Raw genomic sequence first — 18,195 nt, 5'->3', positions numbered from 1 at the left:
ATGGGGCAACGCAAGATCGCCGGGGGCCTGCTGTCGGGATCCCGGGAGCGTGCGGCCGCCCGCGACGCCGTCGAGCGGCTGTCGATCAAGCTCGGCGACCTCGACGACTCTGTCTCAACGCTCAGCGGCGGCAACGCGCAGAAGGTGGTCGTCGGCAAGTGGCTGCTCACGGATCCGCGAATCGTTCTGATGGACGATCCGACCAAAGGCATTGACGTCGGGGCCAAGGAGGAGCTGTACAGGGTCATGCGCTCCCTGACCGATGACGGTGTCGCGATCCTGTTCAACTCCAGCGAGAATCGGGAACTGCTCGATCTCTCCGATCGCATCGTCGTGCTCTACGAGGGACGCATCGTCGACGAGCTCACGGCCGACCAGCTGACCGAGGACCGGCTGCTGGCCGCCTCGATGCGGGTCGACGAGACCTCGGACGTCACGACGGACGAGGTCGAATGATGGACAGGGTGCTCGAGACCGCTCGCACGTTCGTCCGTCAGGGGCGTCTCGCGTCGGTCACGGTCTGGGTGCTCCTGCTCATCGCGATCGCGATCAATGCCTGGCTCGCGCCCAACTTCTTCACGGGCTACTCGATCAGCTCCAACTTCGCGACGTTCGTGCCGCTCGTGGCTGCGGCCATCGGGCAGACGATCATCGTCCTGGGGGGCGGCATCGATCTCTCACTCGGGGCATTGATCACGCTGTCGTCGGTGGTTGGGGTGGTCCTGATGGACGGTGGACCGGCCAACCTCCCCGTGGCCGTGCTCGCCGCGCTGGCCGTCGGTGCGGTCGGCGGCTTCATCAACGGCGCGCTCGCGTCCTACCTCCGGCTGCAACCGATCGTCGCCACGTTCGCGGCAAGCTTCGTGTGGGCCGGGCTCACGCTGCAGGTCCTGCCCCAGCCGGGCGGCAGCGTACCGACGGTCATGACGCCGGTCTACCGCGACACGGTTTTCGGCGTGCCCGTGGCGGCACTGGTCATCCTCCTGTTCGCCGGGCTGTGGCTCGCGGTCAAGCGCCACCGGCTCGGCCTCCACATCTATGCGATCGGGGGTGACGAGCAGGCGGCGTTCGCCAGTGGGATCAACGTCAGCCGGGTACGAGTGGCCAGCTACGTGCTCGGCGGGCTCTTCGGAGGACTGAGCGCCCTGGCGATCCTCGCCAACACCGGATCGGGCGACCCGTACGTCGGGGCGTCTGCCGGTGCCGTCTTCATCGGAGGAGAGCTCACGCTGACTTCGATCGCGGCACTCGTGATCGGTGGCACGGCGCTGTCGGGGGGCGTCGGTGGGGCCGGCGGCGCCATAGCGGGGGCGATCGTGCTCGGTCTGATCTCGAACATCGTGTTCTTCGCCGGTCTGTCCGGTGGGACGCGCGAACTCATCGACGGGCTCATCGTGATCGGCGCGCTCGCCCTCGCCGGGATCCCCGCGCTGCGGAGGGCCCGATCGTGAGCACGCAGCAGACGACCGGGCGTTTCGGGTCGCTGCCCGAGCCGCGCGGCGTGTCGCAGAGTGGTTCGCCGACACCCCTGTCGCGATCGCCGTGCTCATCGCCGTTGCGCTGATCGTGAGCGGCGAGATCATCTCCCCCGGCTTCGCTTCCTACCGCCAGATCGTAAGCGTGCTGCGGGTTTCTGCCTTCCTCGGGATCATCGCGATGGGTCAGACGATCGTCATCATCTCCGGCGGCGAGGGCATCGATCTCTCGGTGGGCAAGGTCGCCACGTTCTCGGCGATCATCGCCGCTCGCACCATCGAAGGCGACGACTCCCAGGTGTTGGCGGGGCTCGGCTTGGCACTGCTGGCGTGCGCCGGCATAGGGCTGGTCAACGGCATCGGCATCGCCTACGCACGCATCCCGCCGCTGGTGATGACGCTGGGGATGATCGGCGTCGTGCAGGGCCTGGTCCTGCTCTACGCGGGTGGTACTGCCGCCGGGCGCGCCGCGCCCATCATGATCACGCTGGTCAAAGGTGACACCATCTTCTCGATTCCCGGGCTGTTGTGGATCTGGCTCGTGCTGGGAGCGCTGGTGATCCTCGTGCTGCGCCGGACGACGTTCGGATGGCGGGTGTACGCGCTGGGCGCCAACCGGCACGCCGCGGAACTGTCCGGCATCACGGTGAAGTACAACGTCGTCGCCGTCTACGTGTGCTCGAGCGTCCTCGCCGCCCTCGGGGGCTTCTTCCTCCTCGGCTTCACCGAGACCGTGTTTCTGAACCTCGCCGACCAGTACATGCTGCCGTCAATTGCTGCAGTGGTGATCGGAGGGACCACGCTGGCCGGTGGCGTTGGAGGCTATGCGGGGACCGCGGTCGGCGCGGTCGCGCTCACCGTGCTCGAGTCGCTGCTGACGACCATTCGCATGGACGCGTCCCAACGTCAGATCGTCCTCGGCATCGTGCTCATCATCCTGCTGTCCGCGTACGGCCGCCAACGCCGGCTGCGACAGTGACCGTGCCGCCAACGACCCAAAGGAGACTTGATGACGGACCGCCTCGGCATCGGCTTCATCGGCGCAGGATTCATCGTGGACATCTTCCACGTCGGCGTCTGGGAGGGCGTCCGGGACGCCGACATCACCGGCGTCACCAGCCGTACCCGTGAGAGCGCCCAGCGGGTCGCCGACCACTGTCGGCAGCTGTCCGTCGGTGATCCCACGGTCCACGACGACGTCGCCGCGCTGATCCGCGACGAGCGGGTCGACGCCGTGTGGGTCGCCGTGCCTAACGACCTGCGCGTGCCGGTCGTCGAGCAGATCGTCGAGGAGGTCTCCTCCGGTCGGGCCGATCTGACAGGCGTCGCGATCGAGAAGCCGCTGGGGCGCAACGTCGCCGAGGCACGCGAGGTCGTGCGGATGATCGAAGACGCCGGCCTGCTCCACGGGTACCTCGAGAACCAGGTCTTCGCACCCGCGTTGACCCGCGCGAAGGAGCTCGTGTGGAAGCGCGGCGCCACCCTGTCGGGCAACCCGTACCTCGCACGCGCGGCCGAGGAGCACTCCGGACCGCACTCCGGCTGGTTCTGGGACGGCACGAAGCAGGGCGGCGGCGTGCTCAACGACATGCTCTGCCACTCGATCGAGGCGGGCCGCCACCTGCTCACGCCCCCTGGAACGCGCAAGAGCGACTTCCTCGTGCCCGTGTCGATCACGGCGACCATCGCGTCACTGAAGTGGAGCCGCGACCGCTACGCGGACGAGTTGGCCGCGAAGTACCAGGGGATCGACTATCGGCGCAGCCCCGCCGAGGACTACGCTCGCGCGACGGTGCTGTTCGAGAACGCCGACGGCGAGCAGGTGGTGGTCGAGGGGACGACCTCCTGGAGCTTCGTCGGCGCCGGGCTACGCCTGTCGTTCGAGCTGCTCGGGCCCGAATACTCGCTCGGCGTCAGTACGCTGCACACACCGGCCGAGATCTTCTTCAGCCGCAACGTCTCAGGCAAGTCCGGTGAGGATCTCGTCGAGAAGCAGAACGCCGAGCAGGGAGTGATGCCGGTGCTCGCCGACGAGGGGTTCAGCTACGGCTACCTGCACGAGAACCGCCACATGGTGCAGGCGTTCCGGGCCGGTAGGCAGCCTGACGAGGATCTCCACGACGGCCTGCTGATCACCGAGCTGATGATGGCGGCCTACCTGTCCGCCGAGCTGGGTGAGACGCTCAGGTGGCCGGTGACAGGGCTCGAGGACTACGTGCCCGAGGTCGCCCGCGGCGTGTGGAACCCGCGCGAGGTACGTGCCAAGCAGCACCGCGTGTCGGGCTGACCGCGACGATCCCGAGGGTCTACGACTCGTCGGAGCGGGACCGGAGCCGTCGCTCGACGTCGCGGACGGTGGCGTCGATGGCGTCGACGAACGCGTCGCGTGCGTCGCGGGCGTCGGCGCGCACCGCCTCGTCCTCGGACGCGGTCTGGATGCCGTCCATCGCCTCGTTGACCACCGCGCGGAACTTGTCGAAGCCGACCTTCGACCGCAGGTCCTCGTCGGAGAGCTCCTCCCGGGCGTGCAGCTTGAGCTTCAACGCCAGCGCCGACATTCGGTCCGTGACCCGTTCCCACGCCTCACTCGTATCCGCCATGCTGCACACCTTCGCAAGCGGCGTGGCCGAGCGCAAGCCCTGCCGGATCGGCTCAGCCGGCCGCCGTCGCGTCCATCAGGTCGACCCGCCGGGCCTCGAGGCCCGGCGCTCATGGATGGAGGACCACTGGTGATCCGTGCTCGACCGCTTAGCACACGCTGCTCGAATGGAGGGTGCCGCCAGGTTCACTCGGTCCCGCCTCGCACGGGTCGTCAAGGCGCGCCGCGCACTCCTCGTCCGCTCGGTGACGACCAGAGGTTCAGCGTGCCCTACCACGTCCGTGCCGGCATGCGGTCAGCTGGCGAGCGGGGCGACGTCGCAGACCGACGCACGCAGCGGTGAGCTCCCGCTGATCGGGTCGCTCGGCGATTGGCGCAACACCAGGTTGAGGTTGGCGCTGTCCGGGCCAAACGGCGCGTAGCCGGGGAGGCCGAGCTCGGCGCAGCCCTGCCACCAGCCGTGCTGCCCGCACACCACCTTCGGGTCGAGGCTGGCGTTGAGCCTGGCGCGGGCGCGAACCGCGCCGTGGGGTGTCTCGAGGCGGACCCAGTCGCCGGCGGCGATGCCGCGCTGACGTGCGGCGTCGGGATGCAGCTCGAGCTGTGGATCGGGCGCCCGGCTGCGCAGGCTCGCTACATTCCGGTGCTGGGTCTCACAGAACCACAGCGACTTCGCGCACGTCAGGATCAGCGGGAACCGCTCGGCGAGGTCGGGCCGCGACCTCGGGCTCGTGCGGGGCTCGTCGAAGTCCGGCAGCGGCGGGTAGCCGTGCTCAGCGAGCACCTCCGAGTACAGCTCGACCTTGCGCGACGGCGTGCGGAACCCGCGCGGCGCGTTGCCGTCCAGCTCGGCGTACTTGCGGTGGTGCGTCTCCAGTGGCACGCGCAGGCCTGCGGGCTCGGCGCGGAGCTGCTCGAGGGTGAGGCCGCTCGGGGCGAGCTGGTGGCGCCACGCCGCGTCGAGGTCGCCGTCCCAGAAGTGCTCACCGAGGCCGAGACGCGTTGCGAGCGCGAAGATGATCTCCAAGTCTGAGCGCGCCTCGCCGCGCGGGCGCACGAGCGGTGCGCGCAGCTGCACGAGTGACTGTGCCTCCGCGCTGATCTCGAAGCCGACCTTGAGGCCCTCGGCCTCGAATGCGCTCGTCACCGGCAGCACGATGTCGGCCTGCTCGGCGGTCGGGTTCATGAACAGGTCGGCGTGGACGAAGAAGTCGAGCGCCGCAAGCGCGTCGCGCCCGCGCGAGCTGTCGCCGTGGGCCATCACCAGGTCGGCGCCGAAGTTGACGAGCCCTCGCACGTGGTATGGGCGACCCTCGAGCGCCGCCGTGAAGACATCCTCGCCGGTGACGAACTCGAACCGCGCGGGGCCCAGCGGGCGTTGCGTCACGCCGACGGCTTTGGCGCGCTGTTCGGGGGCCAGCAGCTCGGCGCCGTCGATCGGGTTGGTCAGCACGCTCGGGAACGCAACGTTGCCGCCGCGCGTGTCGAAGCTGCCGGTCAGGGCGTACAGCTGGTTGATCGCGCGCACCGCCTGGGTGGTGTTGCTGTGCTGCTCGAGGCCGCTCCACACGTAGAACGCGACCGGGCGCGAGTCCCACAGCGTCCGCGCGGTGTCCTCGATGTCGCCGGCGGGCACGCCGGTGACATCCTCGGCCAGGTCTGGCTCCATTCGGCGGCACTGCGCGGCGACCAGGTCGAAGGCGGGCCGGCACGTCACCGGACCGCTCGTCGTCCCGACCTCCCGCGCGCCGAACAGCGCGAGGCGCGCCTCGTCGACCGCGTGGTGCCCGCGTGCCGGGTCGTATGCGACCGGCTGCACCTCGACCTCGTCCCACGCAACGAAGTGGGCGCGATCGCCGGGCGACGACAGCTCGCTCGCGCGCAGCATGTGACCGTTGTCGGCGCGGACGAGCAGTGGCGCGTTGGTCCAGCGGCGAACGAAGTCGTCGTCGTACCAGCCGTGCTCGATCATCACGTGCGCGAGCGCCAGCGCCAGCGCGCCGTCCGTCCCCGGGCGCACGCGCAACCAGTGGTGGGCCCTGCCAGCGAGGCCGGCCCGCCGCGGATCGACGACGACGAGGCGCGCACCGCGGGCGAGCGCCGCGACCGTGCCCGTCGCATGCGCGAGCCGGGACACCGACGGGTTGTAGCCCCAGTACAGGATGCAGCCGGCATTGTCGAGATCCGGCAGGTAGGCGCCCGGCACGGACGCGCCGAACGTGTAGATCGAGGCCAGGTAGCGCCCCCAGCCGCACAGCTCCATGTAGACGCACTGGTTGGGACTGCCGAAGGCGCGCCGCAGGCGCATCACCCAGTCGATGGCGTCGCTCATCGCCGACGTCGACGGGGACGTGGCGCTGAACACAACCGACTCGGGGCCGTGCCCGGCCGCGAGCCCCAGGAGTCGCGCTGCGACCGCGTCGAGCGCCTCGTCCCACGTGATGCGCTGCCAGCCCGGATCGTCGGCGCCCTTGGGATTGGTCCGCCTGAGCGGGTGGAGCAGCCGGTCGGCGTGCCTGACGAGCTCCGGAGCCGCCTTGCCCTTCACGCACAGCGCGTGGCCGGTCGGGTGCGACGGATCGGGCTGGAGCGCCACGAGCGTCCCGTCGGAGATCGTCGCCTTCGCGCCGCAGCGCGACACGCACAATGCGCAGTACGTCGAGACCTGCGTCGTCGCCTGTTCCCGGGCCATCGCCACTCCATCGCGGACTGGTAGGAGCAGTGTCGGCGACGCCGCAACCGGAATCAACAGCGTCCGGGTCGTGCGCGCCGTGACGACGGCCACCGAGGAGCGTCGGAGTCCTGCCTGCGGACACCACTGGGGACCGGCGTTGCGGTCAGCGCTCGAGCAGTGCGGCGACCCGTCGCCGCAGTTCGTCGCCTGCGAAGGGCGGGAGGGCGGAGGCGAACGCCTCCTCGCTGGCCGCGCGGCTCGCGGTGAACGGCGGTGGGGGTTCGTCAAGTGCTGCGACGGGATCCTCGGCGACCTCTCTCAGGTAGGCCGTCCAGCGCCTGGCGTGATGGATGTAGCTGTCGCGCGCCACGTCGACGTCGACGCTCCAGCGGCCGGCGAGAGGGACGCCGCGGACGTCCGCGATCGCGTCGTCGAGCGAGCGCAGGGTGGCGGTCGTCGAGCGCCGCAGCCGCTCGGCCGCGTCCTGTTCGATCTCCGGCGTGCGGTAGTGCGCGCTGGGCAGGTCGGCCTGGATGACGGCACGGACGCTGTACCACTGGTCGATGACCGCATCGACGGCCTCGGCGGCGGTGACCAGGTCCTGGACCCGGTCGCGGCGGCCGTACCAGGCTCCCGTCGCGATGCCGACGACCGCGATGAGGGCGACGGCCGCTGTGATCTTGATCGCTCTCGTCGTGATCACCTACGACAAGGGGCTCGGTCAGCTGGGGTGCGCTCGTCGTCGGGCACCATGCCACATCGTCGGTGCGGAGCACGACATCCGCACGGCCCGACGGCGCGGAGGTCGATCGCGGACCGATCCGGCTGCGTCGTTCGCACCGGTTGTCGACGCCCGAGACTCGCGGCCCACCGGGTGCTCGGGGACCGGACAGTGGATGGGACCGGCACTTGCTCGTCTGGATCGCGGACCGCTACGTTCTGGACCCCCGGAGCGGTCGAACGCAGTGTCATCTCACATTGCCGCATCCGGCCCCTGGACGAAGGACACGCGATGCAGAGTCGACTGAACCCGTACCTGAGCTTCCGCGACAACGCTCGGGAGGCGATGGAGTTCTACCGGACCGTGTTCGGTGGCACGCTCGACGTGAACACGTTCGCCGAGTTCGGCGCGTCGGAGGATCCGAGCGAGGACGACAAGGTCATGCACTCCGTGATGGAGGCCGATAACGGCATCATGTTCATGGCCGCCGACACGCCCAACAGCATGGAGCACCGTCCCGGGACGACCATGTCCATGTCGCTGAGCGGTGACGACGACGCGGAGCTGTTGGGCTACTTCGAGAAGCTGTCCGACGGAGGCACGGTGACCCAGCCGCTCGAAGCGGCACCGTGGGGCGACAAGTTCGGCATGGTCACCGATCGGTTCGGCATCGATTGGATGGTCAACATCGCCGGACAGTCCACGTAGCCCGGACGGGACGGCCGAGGCGGCCGGGGACGCGCGCCTTCCGCATCCAGGGACGCGGCCCCCGTCCGCGATCCGCGAGCTCGCGCCTTCCCATGGACCGGGGTGCTCGCGCGCGCAGGTCGGCCGGGCGCTGCGCAGCCGCCGAGGCCGGCGTCCCGATCGCGGTGAACACGTAGCGTGTCCGCCATGCGCGTGCGCGCCGACCGCGGTGACCTCCCGGTGGTCTGGCGGTGGGTGTTCGCACGCGGCGGTCGCCGGGATCGCCGCGTACTTCGCCGTGATCCTGACCAACGAATGGTTGGCGGGCGCGGCGCCTGCACAGCGGACGCCGGCCGTGCTGCTCGCGTTCCTGCACGGAGCGGTGCTGATCGCGCGCCGCCGCGCGCCCACCGTCGTCCTGTCGGTCGTGATCGTGACGGGCCTGGCGTACGTGGGGTTCGGGTTGCCCGTCTTCTTCCTGGGCCCGGCGTCGCTGGTCGCGGTCTACACGGTGGCGGCGCTCCGCGACCGTCGGAAGTCGCTGCTCGGGCTCGCCGCCGCTGAGGTCGCGCTGGTGGTGGGCGCGGTGACCGGAGGGGTGCAGTGGGACTCGTGGGCGCTGTTCGCGGCACTGCTGGCGGGGTCGTGGCTGCTCGGTGCCGGACTGCGACGCTGGCAGCAGGCGGCCCGCGAGCAGGCGGAGCGGGCGAATCAGCTGGCGCGGGCACCGCGGCCGGTCGTCGCGTGGGTGGGTTCTCGTTGGGGATGCGCCAGCGCCTTGCGCTGGCGACCGCCCTGCTCGGCGACCCACAGATCCTGGTCGCCGACGAACCGACGAACGGGCTGGACCCGCAGGGGGTGCATTGGGTGCGGGGGTTCCTGCGCCGGCTGGCCGCCGCGCTGGACACCGCCGGCGTCGTCGCGACCCTCGGTCAGGGCAACGAGGTCATCGCCGACGGGACGACCGAGGAGGTCGGACGGGTCGTCGCGGGCTCGGGGATCGCCATCTACGAGATGCGCGCCGAACGTCTCAGCCTCGAGGAAGCGTTCCTCGCCATGACGAACACCGGAGGACTGTCATGACCCGCCTCGTCCACGCCGAGCTGGCCAAGCTGCGCTCGACCTGGATCCTGTCCATCCTGGCCGTCGTCACCGTGGGAGTGACGCTCGCGTTCCTCGCGATGCAGATGCGCAACGCGGGCAAGGTGGGCGCCCCGTCGCTGGGCACCATCGACAGCCTGGCCATCCTCCTGAAGACCGTGGGTGTCGTCTCACCGATCGTCCTGGCGGTCGGTGTGATCGCCGTGACGTCGGAGTTCCGTCACGCCACGATGCCCACGTCGCTGTTGACGGTCCCCGACCGGCCGAGGCTGCTGGTGGCGAAGGCGCTCGCCCTCGCCCTGGTTGGTGGCGCCGTGGCCGTCAGTGGGTTGGGTCTCGAGCTGGCGATCGTGGTGCCCTACCTGACCGCGGCAGGCGTGCCGATCGATCTGGCGAACGCCGACCTGCCGCTGGCCGTCGGTGGCGTCCTGGTCAGCATCCCGCTGTACGGCATCGCCGGTATCGGGATCGGCGCGGTGATCAGGCAACAGACCGTCGCGGTCATCGCGCCGCTGGCCTGGCTGGTCGTGGTCGAGAACCTGCTGCCCGCGTACGGGCTCGCCGGGATGGTCCGCTGGCTTCCGGGCGGTGCGACCAGCGCCCTGAGCCGCGCCGAGCTGCCCGGGCTGCTGCCGATGTGGACCGGCGGGCTGCTGCTGGCCGCGTACGCGACCGCGCTCGTCGCCGCGGGCCGCCACCGCAACGCAGGGGGTCGTCGAGCGTTGGCGCATCCGCACCCCGGTGCACGCCGTGACTGTCGCGATCAGTGATCCCGACACCGGCGCCCGCTTCATCGTCAGCGGCCGTGACGCTGAGGAGCCGGTGGCCGCGGACGCGCGCTTCCGCGTCGGCAGCATCACCAAGACCTTCGTCGCGACGGTGGTCATGCAGCTGGCCGACGAGCACCGGCTCCGGCTCGACGACCCGCTGTTGCGGTACGTCCCCGCCTCGCCATGGGGCGACGTGTCCCTGCGCCAGCTGCTCCGTCACACCGGCGGTGTGCCCGACCACACGTTGGCGGCCGGGTTCGCCGATGCGCTGCTCGACAAGCCGGAGCGGCGATGGACCACGGCCGAGGTGCTCGACCTGGTCGCCGACCGCGACCGCGATTTCGCTCCAGGGACGGCCTATGCCTACTCCAACACCGGCTATGTGCTGCTCGGTCAGGTCATCCAGGCTGTCACCGGCCAGCCGTGGGCACGCGTGGTGCGGCAGCGGATCATCGAGCCACTCGGCCTGGGCGACACCAGCATCGCCGGCGTCGACGATCCGGCCACCGACACCATCTCCGGATGGTTCGACACGAGCGGCGACGGGTTCGACGACCCCGTCACTGGCCCGTGGCCCGCGCTCGACACCACCGAGGGGCCCGCGGGCGCGCTGGTGTCGACCGCGCCCGACCTCGTCCGCTTCGCCCGGGCGCTGTTCGAGGGCGACCTGGTATCGCGCGACGCCCGTCGTGAGATGACCACGCCGGGTCAGTTCCACCCTCCCCACAGCAACTACGGGGCTGGGCGTCGAACTGCGCCGACCCGACTACCGCACCGCCGTGCGGGGCCACAGCGGATCACTGCCCGGCTATCGCGCCACCATGTGGTACCAACCCGGCCGGCGTCGCGTGATCGTCGTCCTGGCCAACGCCTACCGCGCGAGCACGGACGGCCTCGCGCAGCTGCTCCTGGCCCGATGAGATGGTGCACCAGTGAGCGACATCCTTACCTCTCACACGCGATGCGGAACACGGGGTAGTGGTCGACGATGGCCTCGATGTCGTCGCGGGACGGGTCCGGATCGAGCCCGAAGTACGCGCGTGCCTGCGTCGCAGCGGCCTCGGCGCCGCTCCGCCGGCCCCGCACACAGGTACGCGGCGATGATGTCACCCCGCTCCGCCGGGCCGAGCTTCTCGAGGCGGACGTGGTGCGCACGCCGCCGTCGGATGACCGCATGACCTCCGGCTGCGCGGACGTTGCGCACCCACTGGGATTCGCCCGCCAGCGCCACGAGGTGGTCCGCACCATTGTGCCGGGTGCGTAGGACCAGGGTCCTGCGCACCTTGCCGGACCTGCGGCCGCGGACCTCCAGTGTCACCGCGTCGCGCGGCGCGAGCCCCAGCGACGTGAGGACGACGCCGAGTCTGTTCAGGCGGCGGTACCACGCCTTCGGCGGCCGGTACGTCGTGCAGGTCGAGTACTCCTGCGGACCCATGTCGACCGTTCCTTCCATGGAGACGCATCGTGGTTCGAGCGGGGTCGTGCACCTGCGTCACGCGGACCCCCGATCCGATCGCGCGGCGTGCAGGGCATCGGCGATGCCCTGCGCCCAACCGGCGATGTCGTCCCAGTCGCGATAGTCCCCCTCCCGAGCACGCACGGCGATCATGATCGCCCGCTCGGCGAACCCGAGCTCGGACTTGTCGATCCTGCCGGCGAACAGGCGATGGCCCTGGGGGTTGGTGGCCTCGACGATCGCGGCGACGTCGACCGGCTCCTCGTCGGGCTTCGGGGGGTCGCCGACCGGCCCACTGGAGAACAACCACACCGCGGGGAACGGGTGGAGGTCGGCGATCCGCTCGGCGACCGCCTTGGCGTCGGGCAGCCAGTGGCCGGCGTAGACGGCGCTGCCGAGCACGATCGCGTCGTAGCCGTCCAGGGCCTCGATCCGAGCGGCGTCGGCGACGGTCACGTCGCACCCGCGGGCTCGCAGCGTCTGTCCGATGTGCGCCCCGATCTCGTGCGTCGCGCCGTGCCTGGAGGATGCAACCACCAGCACGCGGCTGCCGGATCCCGTCCCAGCGGTTGTCATCGGTCGCCTCCTGCGTCGCGGCCGGCCACTCATGCCGCGCGTCCGCGTCCCGCGACTCGGGGGCAGACCGATGTCAGTCTCCGTGGAACGGGCGCCGGTGCGGACGGGCGTTCGGCACGTGGCGGGCCCGACGAACGTCCCGATCCGGTCCATCCACGTGCTCGCATCCGCCTGGTCGGGGCTGGTGCGGCCCGCGGCACATCGATGCGGCGCCTCGGTCCGGCGAACGACCATCGACGTCAGGCGTGTGCGCTGGGTGGCCGCATGCCCTCGACATCGTCCTTCGCGAGCGGATAGTGGGCGTCCCGGGTTGCGGCGGGCAACCCTCCGTCACGAGGCCGACCCCTGTGACCGTCGATGAGATGCTCGCGCGGGCGCGGCAGTGTCTGGACCGTCTCGAGCCGCAGGCAGCCGCCGACGCCGTGCGCAGCGGCCGTGTGCTGATCGACGTGCGCACCAGCGAACAGCGTGCGCGCGACGGCGAGGTGCCCGCCGCGGTGCCCATCGCACTCAATGTCCTCGAGTGGCGCGCCGACCCCTCCTCGCCCTCGCACGACCGGCGGCTCGGACGGGCCGATGTCCCGCTGATCGTGCTGTGCGCAGAGGGGTTCTGCTCCAGCCTCGCCGCATCGCGCCTGATCGCCGCGACCGGCGGCATCATGCACCCGTGCTCGGTCGCGACGCGACCGACGTGACCGGCGGCTCGAGGCGTGGCGTCGCGACGGACTGCCGGTGGGCGGCCGACCCTCAACACGATCGGCGCGGCCAGACGCGCGGGACCCAGGAGGTGAGCGTGATGTCGTGCAGGTGATCCAAGGCAGGACGAACGATCCGACGGCGCTGCGCGCGCAATGGGAGCAGTGGGACCAACAGCTCAAGCCGGGCGCGAAGGGGTTCCTCGGCGGCACCGCCGGCGTCACGGCGGAGGGTGAGTTCATCGCGCTCGTCCGGTTCGAGGACGAAACGGCCGCGCTCGCGAACAGCGAGCGCGCCGAACAGGATGCGTGGTGGAGCGAGACGTCGCAGTACGTCGACGAACCGACCTTCCACGACTGCACGTTCGTCGATGTGCTCAAGGACGGGGGTTCGGACGACGCGGGCTTTGTGCAGGTGATCCAGGGCACGGTCAACGACGTCGACAAGGCGCGGGACATCGATCGGGCGATGCAGGGCACGCTCGGGGACCTGCGGCCCGCCATCTCGAACGCCGAACCGACATCTCGACATGACGGAACCCTGGTTCTCCAGTCCGTAGCGTCGGGTCGAAAATCCCAAGCCGGGCCGGCCCGGCGTCGACAAGGACCGCCGGATCGGCGCACATGATCGCGATGGCGCGGGCCTTCACGCCGGTGACTAGGCCCACGCCGCGATCGACCATGACGTCCTCCCGCCGGGCGTTCCAACGTCACCGGACAGCGTCGGCGGCCCGCCGACGCTGCTGCCCGGGCCTCCAAGCGGACGGGTCATGGGACCTTCGTCCCGACCTCATGTGGGGTTCCCGCCGACGGCGCGCGCTCGCGTCCGGTCCGGGGGCAGCACCGTCACCGCGGGCTCGCCGGACGGGACCGCAAACGAAGGTTCATCGTGTTGGCGCGGCCGCGCTGTCGCGCAGCAGGGTGTGGATGGCGTTGTCGATGTGGGGGTGGTCGCCGAGGCCGATGTGGCCGCCGCGGTCCCAGGATGTGAGGGTGGCGCCGGGGATCTGCTCGGTGAGCCGGACCGCGCCGTGGTATGGCGGGCCCGGGTCGTCGCGGCCATGGCACAGCAGTGTCGGCGCGGTGATGGCGTGCAGCGGGTAGCCGGTGTTGATGTCAGGGTTGGACGTGAACGTGTCGAACAGGATCCCGTCGATGCGTTGGTCGATGGGGAAGATGCCCTCGAGCTCGGCTTGGACGGTGGCGCGGTCGGCGTCGCTCAGCGGCAGGCCCTCGGGGACGCCCATGAGACCCAGCACGGCACGCGGCGCGTAGCGTTCAGCGGCCCAGAACACGACGTTGAACCGCCACAGCGCATGGGCGATCAGCTTGAACGCCAGGCTGGTGGCGTGATGCGGGCCGGGGACGTTGGGGGACACCAGAATCAGCGCACGGACGCGGTCGGAGTGGCGGATGGCGAACTGCAGCGCGGACGACGATCCGGCGGACGCGGCGATGACCGCGACCCGGTCGATGTCGAGCGCGTCGAGGAGCGCGGCGTAGGCGTCGGCCTGCAATGCGGGGGTGGCGCGCAGCGGCAGCGAGGAGCGCAGGTAGCCGAAGCGGGACGGCACGACGATGCGGTACCCGTCGGGGACGTGGCAGGCGACGTTGCGCAGCCCGGCGTCGACGCCGCCCATGACCCCGTGGATCACCAGGACGGGCGGACCGCTTCCATGGTCGGCGTACTCGACCGCCCCGTACCGCGTCGCGGCCAGCAACGAGTGCACGGTGGCCAGGCGCCGGCGGGCCGCACGCATGTCGGCGCGGAAGGCGGACCTACCGCGTGTGGCTGTCATGATCGGTCCCAGCACCGTCGAGCGCCGCGGCGGACTCGAACAGCCGCCGCAGGGTGGCGGCGAAGCGTGCCGCCGGCGCGCCGTCGACGACCGCGTGGTCGAAGCTCAGTGTCAACGGTAGCAGTTCGCGTTCGACGAGCTCGCCGTCGATCAGCGCGGGTCGCTGGATGATGCCGCCGACGGTGACCATCAGCGTCATCGGCGACAGTGGGATGCCCCAGCCACCCGCGTCGAACATCCCAAGCGAGCTGATCCCGATCGGCGGCGCGAAGCGGGCCGCGGCGGCGGGAACGCGGCCGGCCGCGCGCAGCGCGAGCCGGCGGATCACCCCGGGCACCGTGGCGAGCAGCCGGTTGCCGGTCAGGTCGCCTGCACGGGTGACCGGCCGCTGCCTGAGCGTGCTGATCTGTCCGGTGATGTCTGCACAGGACTGCCTGTCGAGGCCGTGCAGGATGGTCGGCATCGGCGTAGGCGCGCCGTCGACAGGCCGCTCGATCGTCACGACCACGTCGACGTCGTCGAACAGCACGAGACGGTGGCCGACACGACGGGCGTTGACCTGGGGATGCGCTGTGACGGCGCGCGCGACCGTGGCGACGACGAACGCCGTGAACGACACCTGGTGCGCTGGACGCGTGAGCCGTTCGCGTGCGGTGGTGACGTCGACCTCGATCAGTCCGTGGATCGTGTACTGCCGGGCCGCGGTGGCCAGCACGTCCAGCACGGGCTGACGCTGGCGCGGGTACGGTACCACCCGGTACCGGCGGTCTCCCCGTGCGCCGTCGCTCATCTCCGTCCCTCGTCATCGAGCCCCGAGAGGATGGACGACCACCTCTCCGCTCGCAGCACCTGCTCACCGTCTCGTCTCCAGTGTCAGGCTGGCGGATCCAGCGCGCGAGCACAGGGTCACATGACCCCGATCGACGAGGCCATCGGGCGGTGGCGGTCCCTTCGGACGGTTGGCAAGGGTCCCTGCGCTCGGGGTCCTTCGGCACTGCACGGCGTCCCGGTCTGGTACCAGAGTCGCGGTGTGACCTGGAGGTGTGGAAACGGTGGGAGCCGAGGCCGGTGGATGGCGTGCGAGCGGCACGATGGCCGATCGCCGCGGCGGGCCGTACGCTGACGCCCGGCTCCCGCGGGCGGCGTCACAGGTGAGCATCGATCTGTACTGGCTTCCCCTCGGCGCTGGCGGGTGGTTCGTGCGGCTGAACGGCCGCGTCTACGAGGCGATGCACGCGCTCGCGGAGCGGCGGCGACCGCTGGACCTGTACCACTCCGCGCTCGAGGTCCACCTGCCGGAGGGGCGCTACGTGATCGAGAACGCGTGGCCGATCCCGGATGGCGACGGTGCATCGCGCGGCGTCGTCGTGGAGGGCCCGGTCGGCAGCCGCCGGACCGCGCGCCTCCGCGTGTTCCGCTACGAGGTCCGCCGCTGGCGTGACGGCGTCATCGCCGACGCCGACGCGGCCGTCGCAGGTCCGCAGCGCGTGAGCGACGATGCGTTGCAGGCGCGTCACCTGCTCGACCTCGTCAGCCAGCTGCCCAGCCCGACGTGGGGGCGGGACGAGCTGGGGACGGGCGAGATGTGGAACTCGAACTCGGTGATCTCGTGGCTGCTCGCCCGAAGCGGCCTGCCGATGCATGACATCGGGCCCCCGGCGGGCGGACGTGCACCTGGATGGGACGCCGGGTTGCTCACCGCGGCCCGGGGACTCCGCCACGTCCTGGGGCGGGCCGGCGCGCTCCGTCGCTGAAGGGGAGAATGCCGATGACAACCCGTGCAAGGACGATCGCGTTCGTGGGCGCGGCGGCTGTCGGGTACGCGTCGCTGTTCCGTCTCGGCGCCACGTGGGGTGCCACGGCGGACGAGCGTCGGCGGCCGCTGCCTGGCGACGAGCTGCTCCACGGCGCGACGCTGCTGACCACGCACGGCATCACGGTGGAACGCCCCGCCGGCCACCGTCTGGCCGTGGCTGGCGCAGATGGGCTGGGGCCGAGCGGGTTGGTACACGTACCGGTGGGTGGACCAGCTGCTGTTCCCAGCGAACGGTCCGAGCGCCGATCGCATCGTCTCCGAGCTGCAGCAGCTTCGGCTCGGCGACCGCATCCTCGACGGCCCGCCCCAATCTGACTGCTGGTTCACCGTCGAGATCCTTGACCGGCGACGGACGATGGCGTTGCGCTCGACCCGGCACGTGCCGATCGCGTGGCGCGACAGGTTCGGGGCGAGCCTGGAATGGGTGTGGAGCTGGCACCTCGACCAACCGTGGCCGGGTGTCACGCGGCTCGTGCAACGCAACCGCATGAAGCTTCGACCGCGCTGGTTCGAGGTCGCGTTCCTCGCCGCGATCGTGCCCGCCGACTTCGTCATGGCCCGCAGTCACCTGCAGGCCATCAAGCGCCTCGCGGAGTCGACACCCGTACAGGAGGCAGCCGCGTAGCCCACCGTTCCACGGCGGGTCGCCGGGCCTCGGTCTGATCCATGACGAGACGTGGCACACGTCGCGATACAGCGCGGGCACAGGCGCCGGGCCAACGCAGGTCCGACGCGCGCGCCGCCCAGTCCGCTCGACAGCAGAACGACCCCATCGCCGCGGGTCATGCGCCCACGCCCGTCGGCAAACCGGCGTCGACAACCCCCAGCGCCCGGAGACCGGCCTCGCGGGCGGCGATAGCTCATCGCCACCAGCACACCCCCCAGCGCCGTGATGCCCTGCGACCTGCGTGACGGTTCGCCGACGCCACCACCGCGCTCGAGCGGGTCGACGATCCCCGGGTCGGCCTGGTGGTCCTGGACCTGTCGCCTCACGACGCTGCAGTTCGACCTGCTGCTGTTGCTCGCGCTATCGCCGTTGCGGGCGGCAGCCGGGACGATCTACTGCGCCACGTGTGGCGGTCGTCGTCCGAGTGGCAGAGTGCCCGAGGAGCACTGCACAGCGATCGACGGGATGGCGATCGGCCCCTGATGGGCTCGTGTGGTACAGCGGCCCACCACCGCCGCCAGTCATCGTGACCGACGCGACACGCGATCCCCGGTGGGAGCAGTTCCGGTCGCTGGCGATTGCGGAGGGAACCACGCATTCTCGCTGTGGCGGTGAGCTGCGCGACGATCCCGGCGACGGTCAGGATGGCGTAGACCACGTACCACCACCAGTCGTCATCGAGGTCGGCGGTGGTCGTGGTCGCCCCGAGGTCGCCGATCGACACCACACCCACGACGAGCATGACGCCGATGATGATCGCGGTCGCCCCGGCTCCGGCGGTGAGCACGGTCAGCAGGACCATCGGAAGGTCCGCGACGATGGCGATCAACGTGCAACGCCCCGACCATCACGCCGACCAGCACGATGAGCCAGGACCACGTGACGCCCAGGGCGACCATCGCGGTGGTGCCCAGCTGAAGCCGATCGCCGACATTGCGATAAGGACCGACACCTCGTAGTACAGGTAGGCGAGGACACCGAAGAGCGCGGCGACGACGAGGCCGACCAGCCACCCCAGGACGGTGGCGAGGAAGCCCTCACCCGTCAGGGACGCGGTCAGGCCGGCGCCGACGAGGATCGCCACCAGACCGAGCCCGACGTCAGCCACCGTTCGCTCCCTTCGACTGCGGCCCGGACCGTCGTTGCCGGAGGGCGATCA

General features: G+C 70.7%; 19 protein-coding genes. 12 read left to right on the top strand and 7 right to left on the bottom strand.

Annotated features, from left to right (window positions below; all coding sequences use genetic code 11):
- The 4 genes from VK923_10760 to VK923_10745 all read left to right on the top strand — a co-directional run.
- The coding region (locus VK923_10760) for an ATP-binding cassette domain-containing protein (protein HSJ45148.1) at nucleotides 1–456 on the top strand (456 nt) is incomplete at its 5' end.
- 8 nt (nucleotides 457–464) lie between these two features.
- Nucleotides 465–1,451, top strand: coding sequence for an ABC transporter permease (locus tag VK923_10755; GenBank protein ID HSJ45147.1), 987 nt, complete (start codon nucleotides 465–467; stop codon nucleotides 1,449–1,451).
- A 91-nt stretch (nucleotides 1,452–1,542) separates the two neighbouring features.
- Nucleotides 1,543–2,454, top strand: coding sequence for an ABC transporter permease (locus VK923_10750; GenBank protein ID HSJ45146.1), 912 nt, complete (start codon nucleotides 1,543–1,545; stop codon nucleotides 2,452–2,454).
- Between the two features lie 30 nt (nucleotides 2,455–2,484).
- Nucleotides 2,485–3,762 (top strand): Gfo/Idh/MocA family oxidoreductase, encoded by a 1,278-nt coding sequence (locus VK923_10745; GenBank protein HSJ45145.1) that lies wholly within the window; start codon nucleotides 2,485–2,487, stop codon nucleotides 3,760–3,762.
- 19 nt (nucleotides 3,763–3,781) lie between these two features.
- Here the strand turns inward: VK923_10745 and VK923_10740 are convergent, their stop codons facing one another.
- The 3 genes from VK923_10740 to VK923_10730 all read right to left on the bottom strand — a co-directional run bounded on the left by VK923_10740 (nucleotide 3,782) and on the right by VK923_10730 (nucleotide 7,451).
- On the bottom strand, nucleotides 3,782–4,075 hold the full coding sequence (locus VK923_10740) for a hypothetical protein (protein HSJ45144.1): 294 nt from the start codon (nucleotides 4,073–4,075) through the stop codon (nucleotides 3,782–3,784).
- A 294-nt stretch (nucleotides 4,076–4,369) separates the two neighbouring features.
- A complete protein-coding gene (locus VK923_10735; protein HSJ45143.1) occupies nucleotides 4,370–6,766 on the bottom strand; it encodes a molybdopterin-dependent oxidoreductase in 2,397 nt (798 codons plus the stop codon).
- Nucleotides 6,767–6,911: 145 nt separating this feature from the next.
- Nucleotides 6,912–7,451, bottom strand: coding sequence for a hypothetical protein (locus VK923_10730; protein ID HSJ45142.1), 540 nt, complete (start codon nucleotides 7,449–7,451; stop codon nucleotides 6,912–6,914).
- A gap of 309 nt (nucleotides 7,452–7,760) precedes the next feature.
- Here VK923_10730 and VK923_10725 point away from each other — a divergent pair, with 309 nt between their 5' ends.
- The 4 genes from VK923_10725 to VK923_10710 all read left to right on the top strand — a co-directional run bounded on the left by VK923_10725 (nucleotide 7,761) and on the right by VK923_10710 (nucleotide 11,006).
- Complete coding sequence (locus VK923_10725) at nucleotides 7,761–8,177, top strand: VOC family protein (protein HSJ45141.1); 417 nt, start codon at nucleotides 7,761–7,763, stop codon at nucleotides 8,175–8,177.
- Nucleotides 8,178–8,759: 582 nt separating this feature from the next.
- Nucleotides 8,760–9,239 (top strand): ATP-binding cassette domain-containing protein, encoded by a 480-nt coding sequence (locus VK923_10720; GenBank protein ID HSJ45140.1) that lies wholly within the window; start codon nucleotides 8,760–8,762, stop codon nucleotides 9,237–9,239.
- On the top strand, nucleotides 9,236–10,027 hold the full coding sequence (locus VK923_10715; GenBank protein HSJ45139.1) for a hypothetical protein: 792 nt from the start codon (nucleotides 9,236–9,238) through the stop codon (nucleotides 10,025–10,027). Before VK923_10720 ends, VK923_10715 begins: the two co-directional genes overlap by 4 nt.
- Nucleotides 10,008–11,006 (top strand): serine hydrolase domain-containing protein, encoded by a 999-nt coding sequence (locus VK923_10710; GenBank protein HSJ45138.1) that lies wholly within the window; start codon nucleotides 10,008–10,010, stop codon nucleotides 11,004–11,006. Before VK923_10715 ends, VK923_10710 begins: the two co-directional genes overlap by 20 nt.
- 513 nt (nucleotides 11,007–11,519) lie before the next feature.
- Here the strand turns inward: VK923_10710 and VK923_10705 are convergent.
- Complete coding sequence (locus VK923_10705) at nucleotides 11,520–12,059, bottom strand: flavodoxin domain-containing protein (GenBank protein ID HSJ45137.1); 540 nt, start codon at nucleotides 12,057–12,059, stop codon at nucleotides 11,520–11,522.
- Between the two features lie 347 nt (nucleotides 12,060–12,406).
- Between VK923_10705 and VK923_10700 the strand changes: the two genes are divergently transcribed.
- Nucleotides 12,407–12,754, top strand: coding sequence for a rhodanese-like domain-containing protein (locus tag VK923_10700; GenBank protein ID HSJ45136.1), 348 nt, complete (start codon nucleotides 12,407–12,409; stop codon nucleotides 12,752–12,754).
- A 106-nt stretch (nucleotides 12,755–12,860) separates the two neighbouring features.
- Nucleotides 12,861–13,382 carry a hypothetical protein gene (locus VK923_10695; protein ID HSJ45135.1) on the top strand — a complete coding sequence of 174 codons (522 nt, stop codon included), beginning with the start codon at nucleotides 12,861–12,863 and terminating at the stop codon, nucleotides 13,380–13,382.
- Nucleotides 13,383–13,638: 256 nt separating this feature from the next.
- Here VK923_10695 and VK923_10690 read toward each other — a convergent pair whose 3' ends face one another.
- The gene (locus tag VK923_10690; protein HSJ45134.1) at nucleotides 13,639–14,553 is read right to left on the bottom strand and encodes an alpha/beta hydrolase; all 915 of its coding nucleotides are present in this window, start codon (nucleotides 14,551–14,553) and stop codon (nucleotides 13,639–13,641) included.
- Nucleotides 14,534–15,343: a 2-oxo acid dehydrogenase subunit E2 gene (locus tag VK923_10685; protein ID HSJ45133.1), complete on the bottom strand. Its 810-nt coding sequence runs from the start codon at nucleotides 15,341–15,343 to the stop codon at nucleotides 14,534–14,536. The genes VK923_10690 and VK923_10685 overlap by 20 nt, the downstream gene beginning before the upstream one ends.
- Nucleotides 15,344–15,704: 361 nt before the next feature.
- On the opposite strand from VK923_10685, the gene VK923_10680 reads away from it, so the two are divergent.
- Complete coding sequence (locus tag VK923_10680; protein ID HSJ45132.1) at nucleotides 15,705–16,307, top strand: hypothetical protein; 603 nt, start codon at nucleotides 15,705–15,707, stop codon at nucleotides 16,305–16,307.
- A gap of 267 nt (nucleotides 16,308–16,574) precedes the next feature.
- On the top strand, nucleotides 16,575–16,994 hold the full coding sequence (locus VK923_10675; GenBank protein HSJ45131.1) for a hypothetical protein: 420 nt from the start codon (nucleotides 16,575–16,577) through the stop codon (nucleotides 16,992–16,994).
- Nucleotides 16,995–17,883: 889 nt separating this feature from the next.
- On the opposite strand, the gene VK923_10670 is transcribed toward VK923_10675, so the two are convergent.
- A complete protein-coding gene (locus VK923_10670; protein ID HSJ45130.1) occupies nucleotides 17,884–18,144 on the bottom strand; it encodes a hypothetical protein in 261 nt (86 codons plus the stop codon).
- Between the last annotated feature and the right edge of the window lie 51 nt (nucleotides 18,145–18,195).

Source organism: Euzebyales bacterium, assembly GCA_035461305.1.
GTDB lineage: Bacteria > Actinomycetota > Nitriliruptoria > Euzebyales > JAHELV01 > JAHELV01.
This window is presented reverse-complemented; position numbering and strand designations above follow the sequence as displayed.

Coding starts and splice junctions, on each gene's coding strand:
- VK923_10740 (HSJ45144.1), bottom strand. CDS start 4,075: ATGGCGGATACGAGTGAGGCGTGGGAACGGGTCACGGACCGAATGTCG.
- VK923_10725 (HSJ45141.1), top strand. CDS start 7,761: ATGCAGAGTCGACTGAACCCGTACCTGAGCTTCCGCGACAACGCTCGG.
- VK923_10690 (HSJ45134.1), bottom strand. CDS start 14,553: ATGACAGCCACACGCGGTAGGTCCGCCTTCCGCGCCGACATGCGTGCG.
- VK923_10735 (HSJ45143.1), bottom strand. CDS start 6,766: ATGGCCCGGGAACAGGCGACGACGCAGGTCTCGACGTACTGCGCATTG.
- VK923_10705 (HSJ45137.1), bottom strand. CDS start 12,059: ATGACAACCGCTGGGACGGGATCCGGCAGCCGCGTGCTGGTGGTTGCA.
- VK923_10685 (HSJ45133.1), bottom strand. CDS start 15,343: ATGAGCGACGGCGCACGGGGAGACCGCCGGTACCGGGTGGTACCGTAC.
- VK923_10715 (HSJ45139.1), top strand. CDS start 9,236: ATGACCCGCCTCGTCCACGCCGAGCTGGCCAAGCTGCGCTCGACCTGG.
- VK923_10745 (HSJ45145.1), top strand. CDS start 2,485: ATGACGGACCGCCTCGGCATCGGCTTCATCGGCGCAGGATTCATCGTG.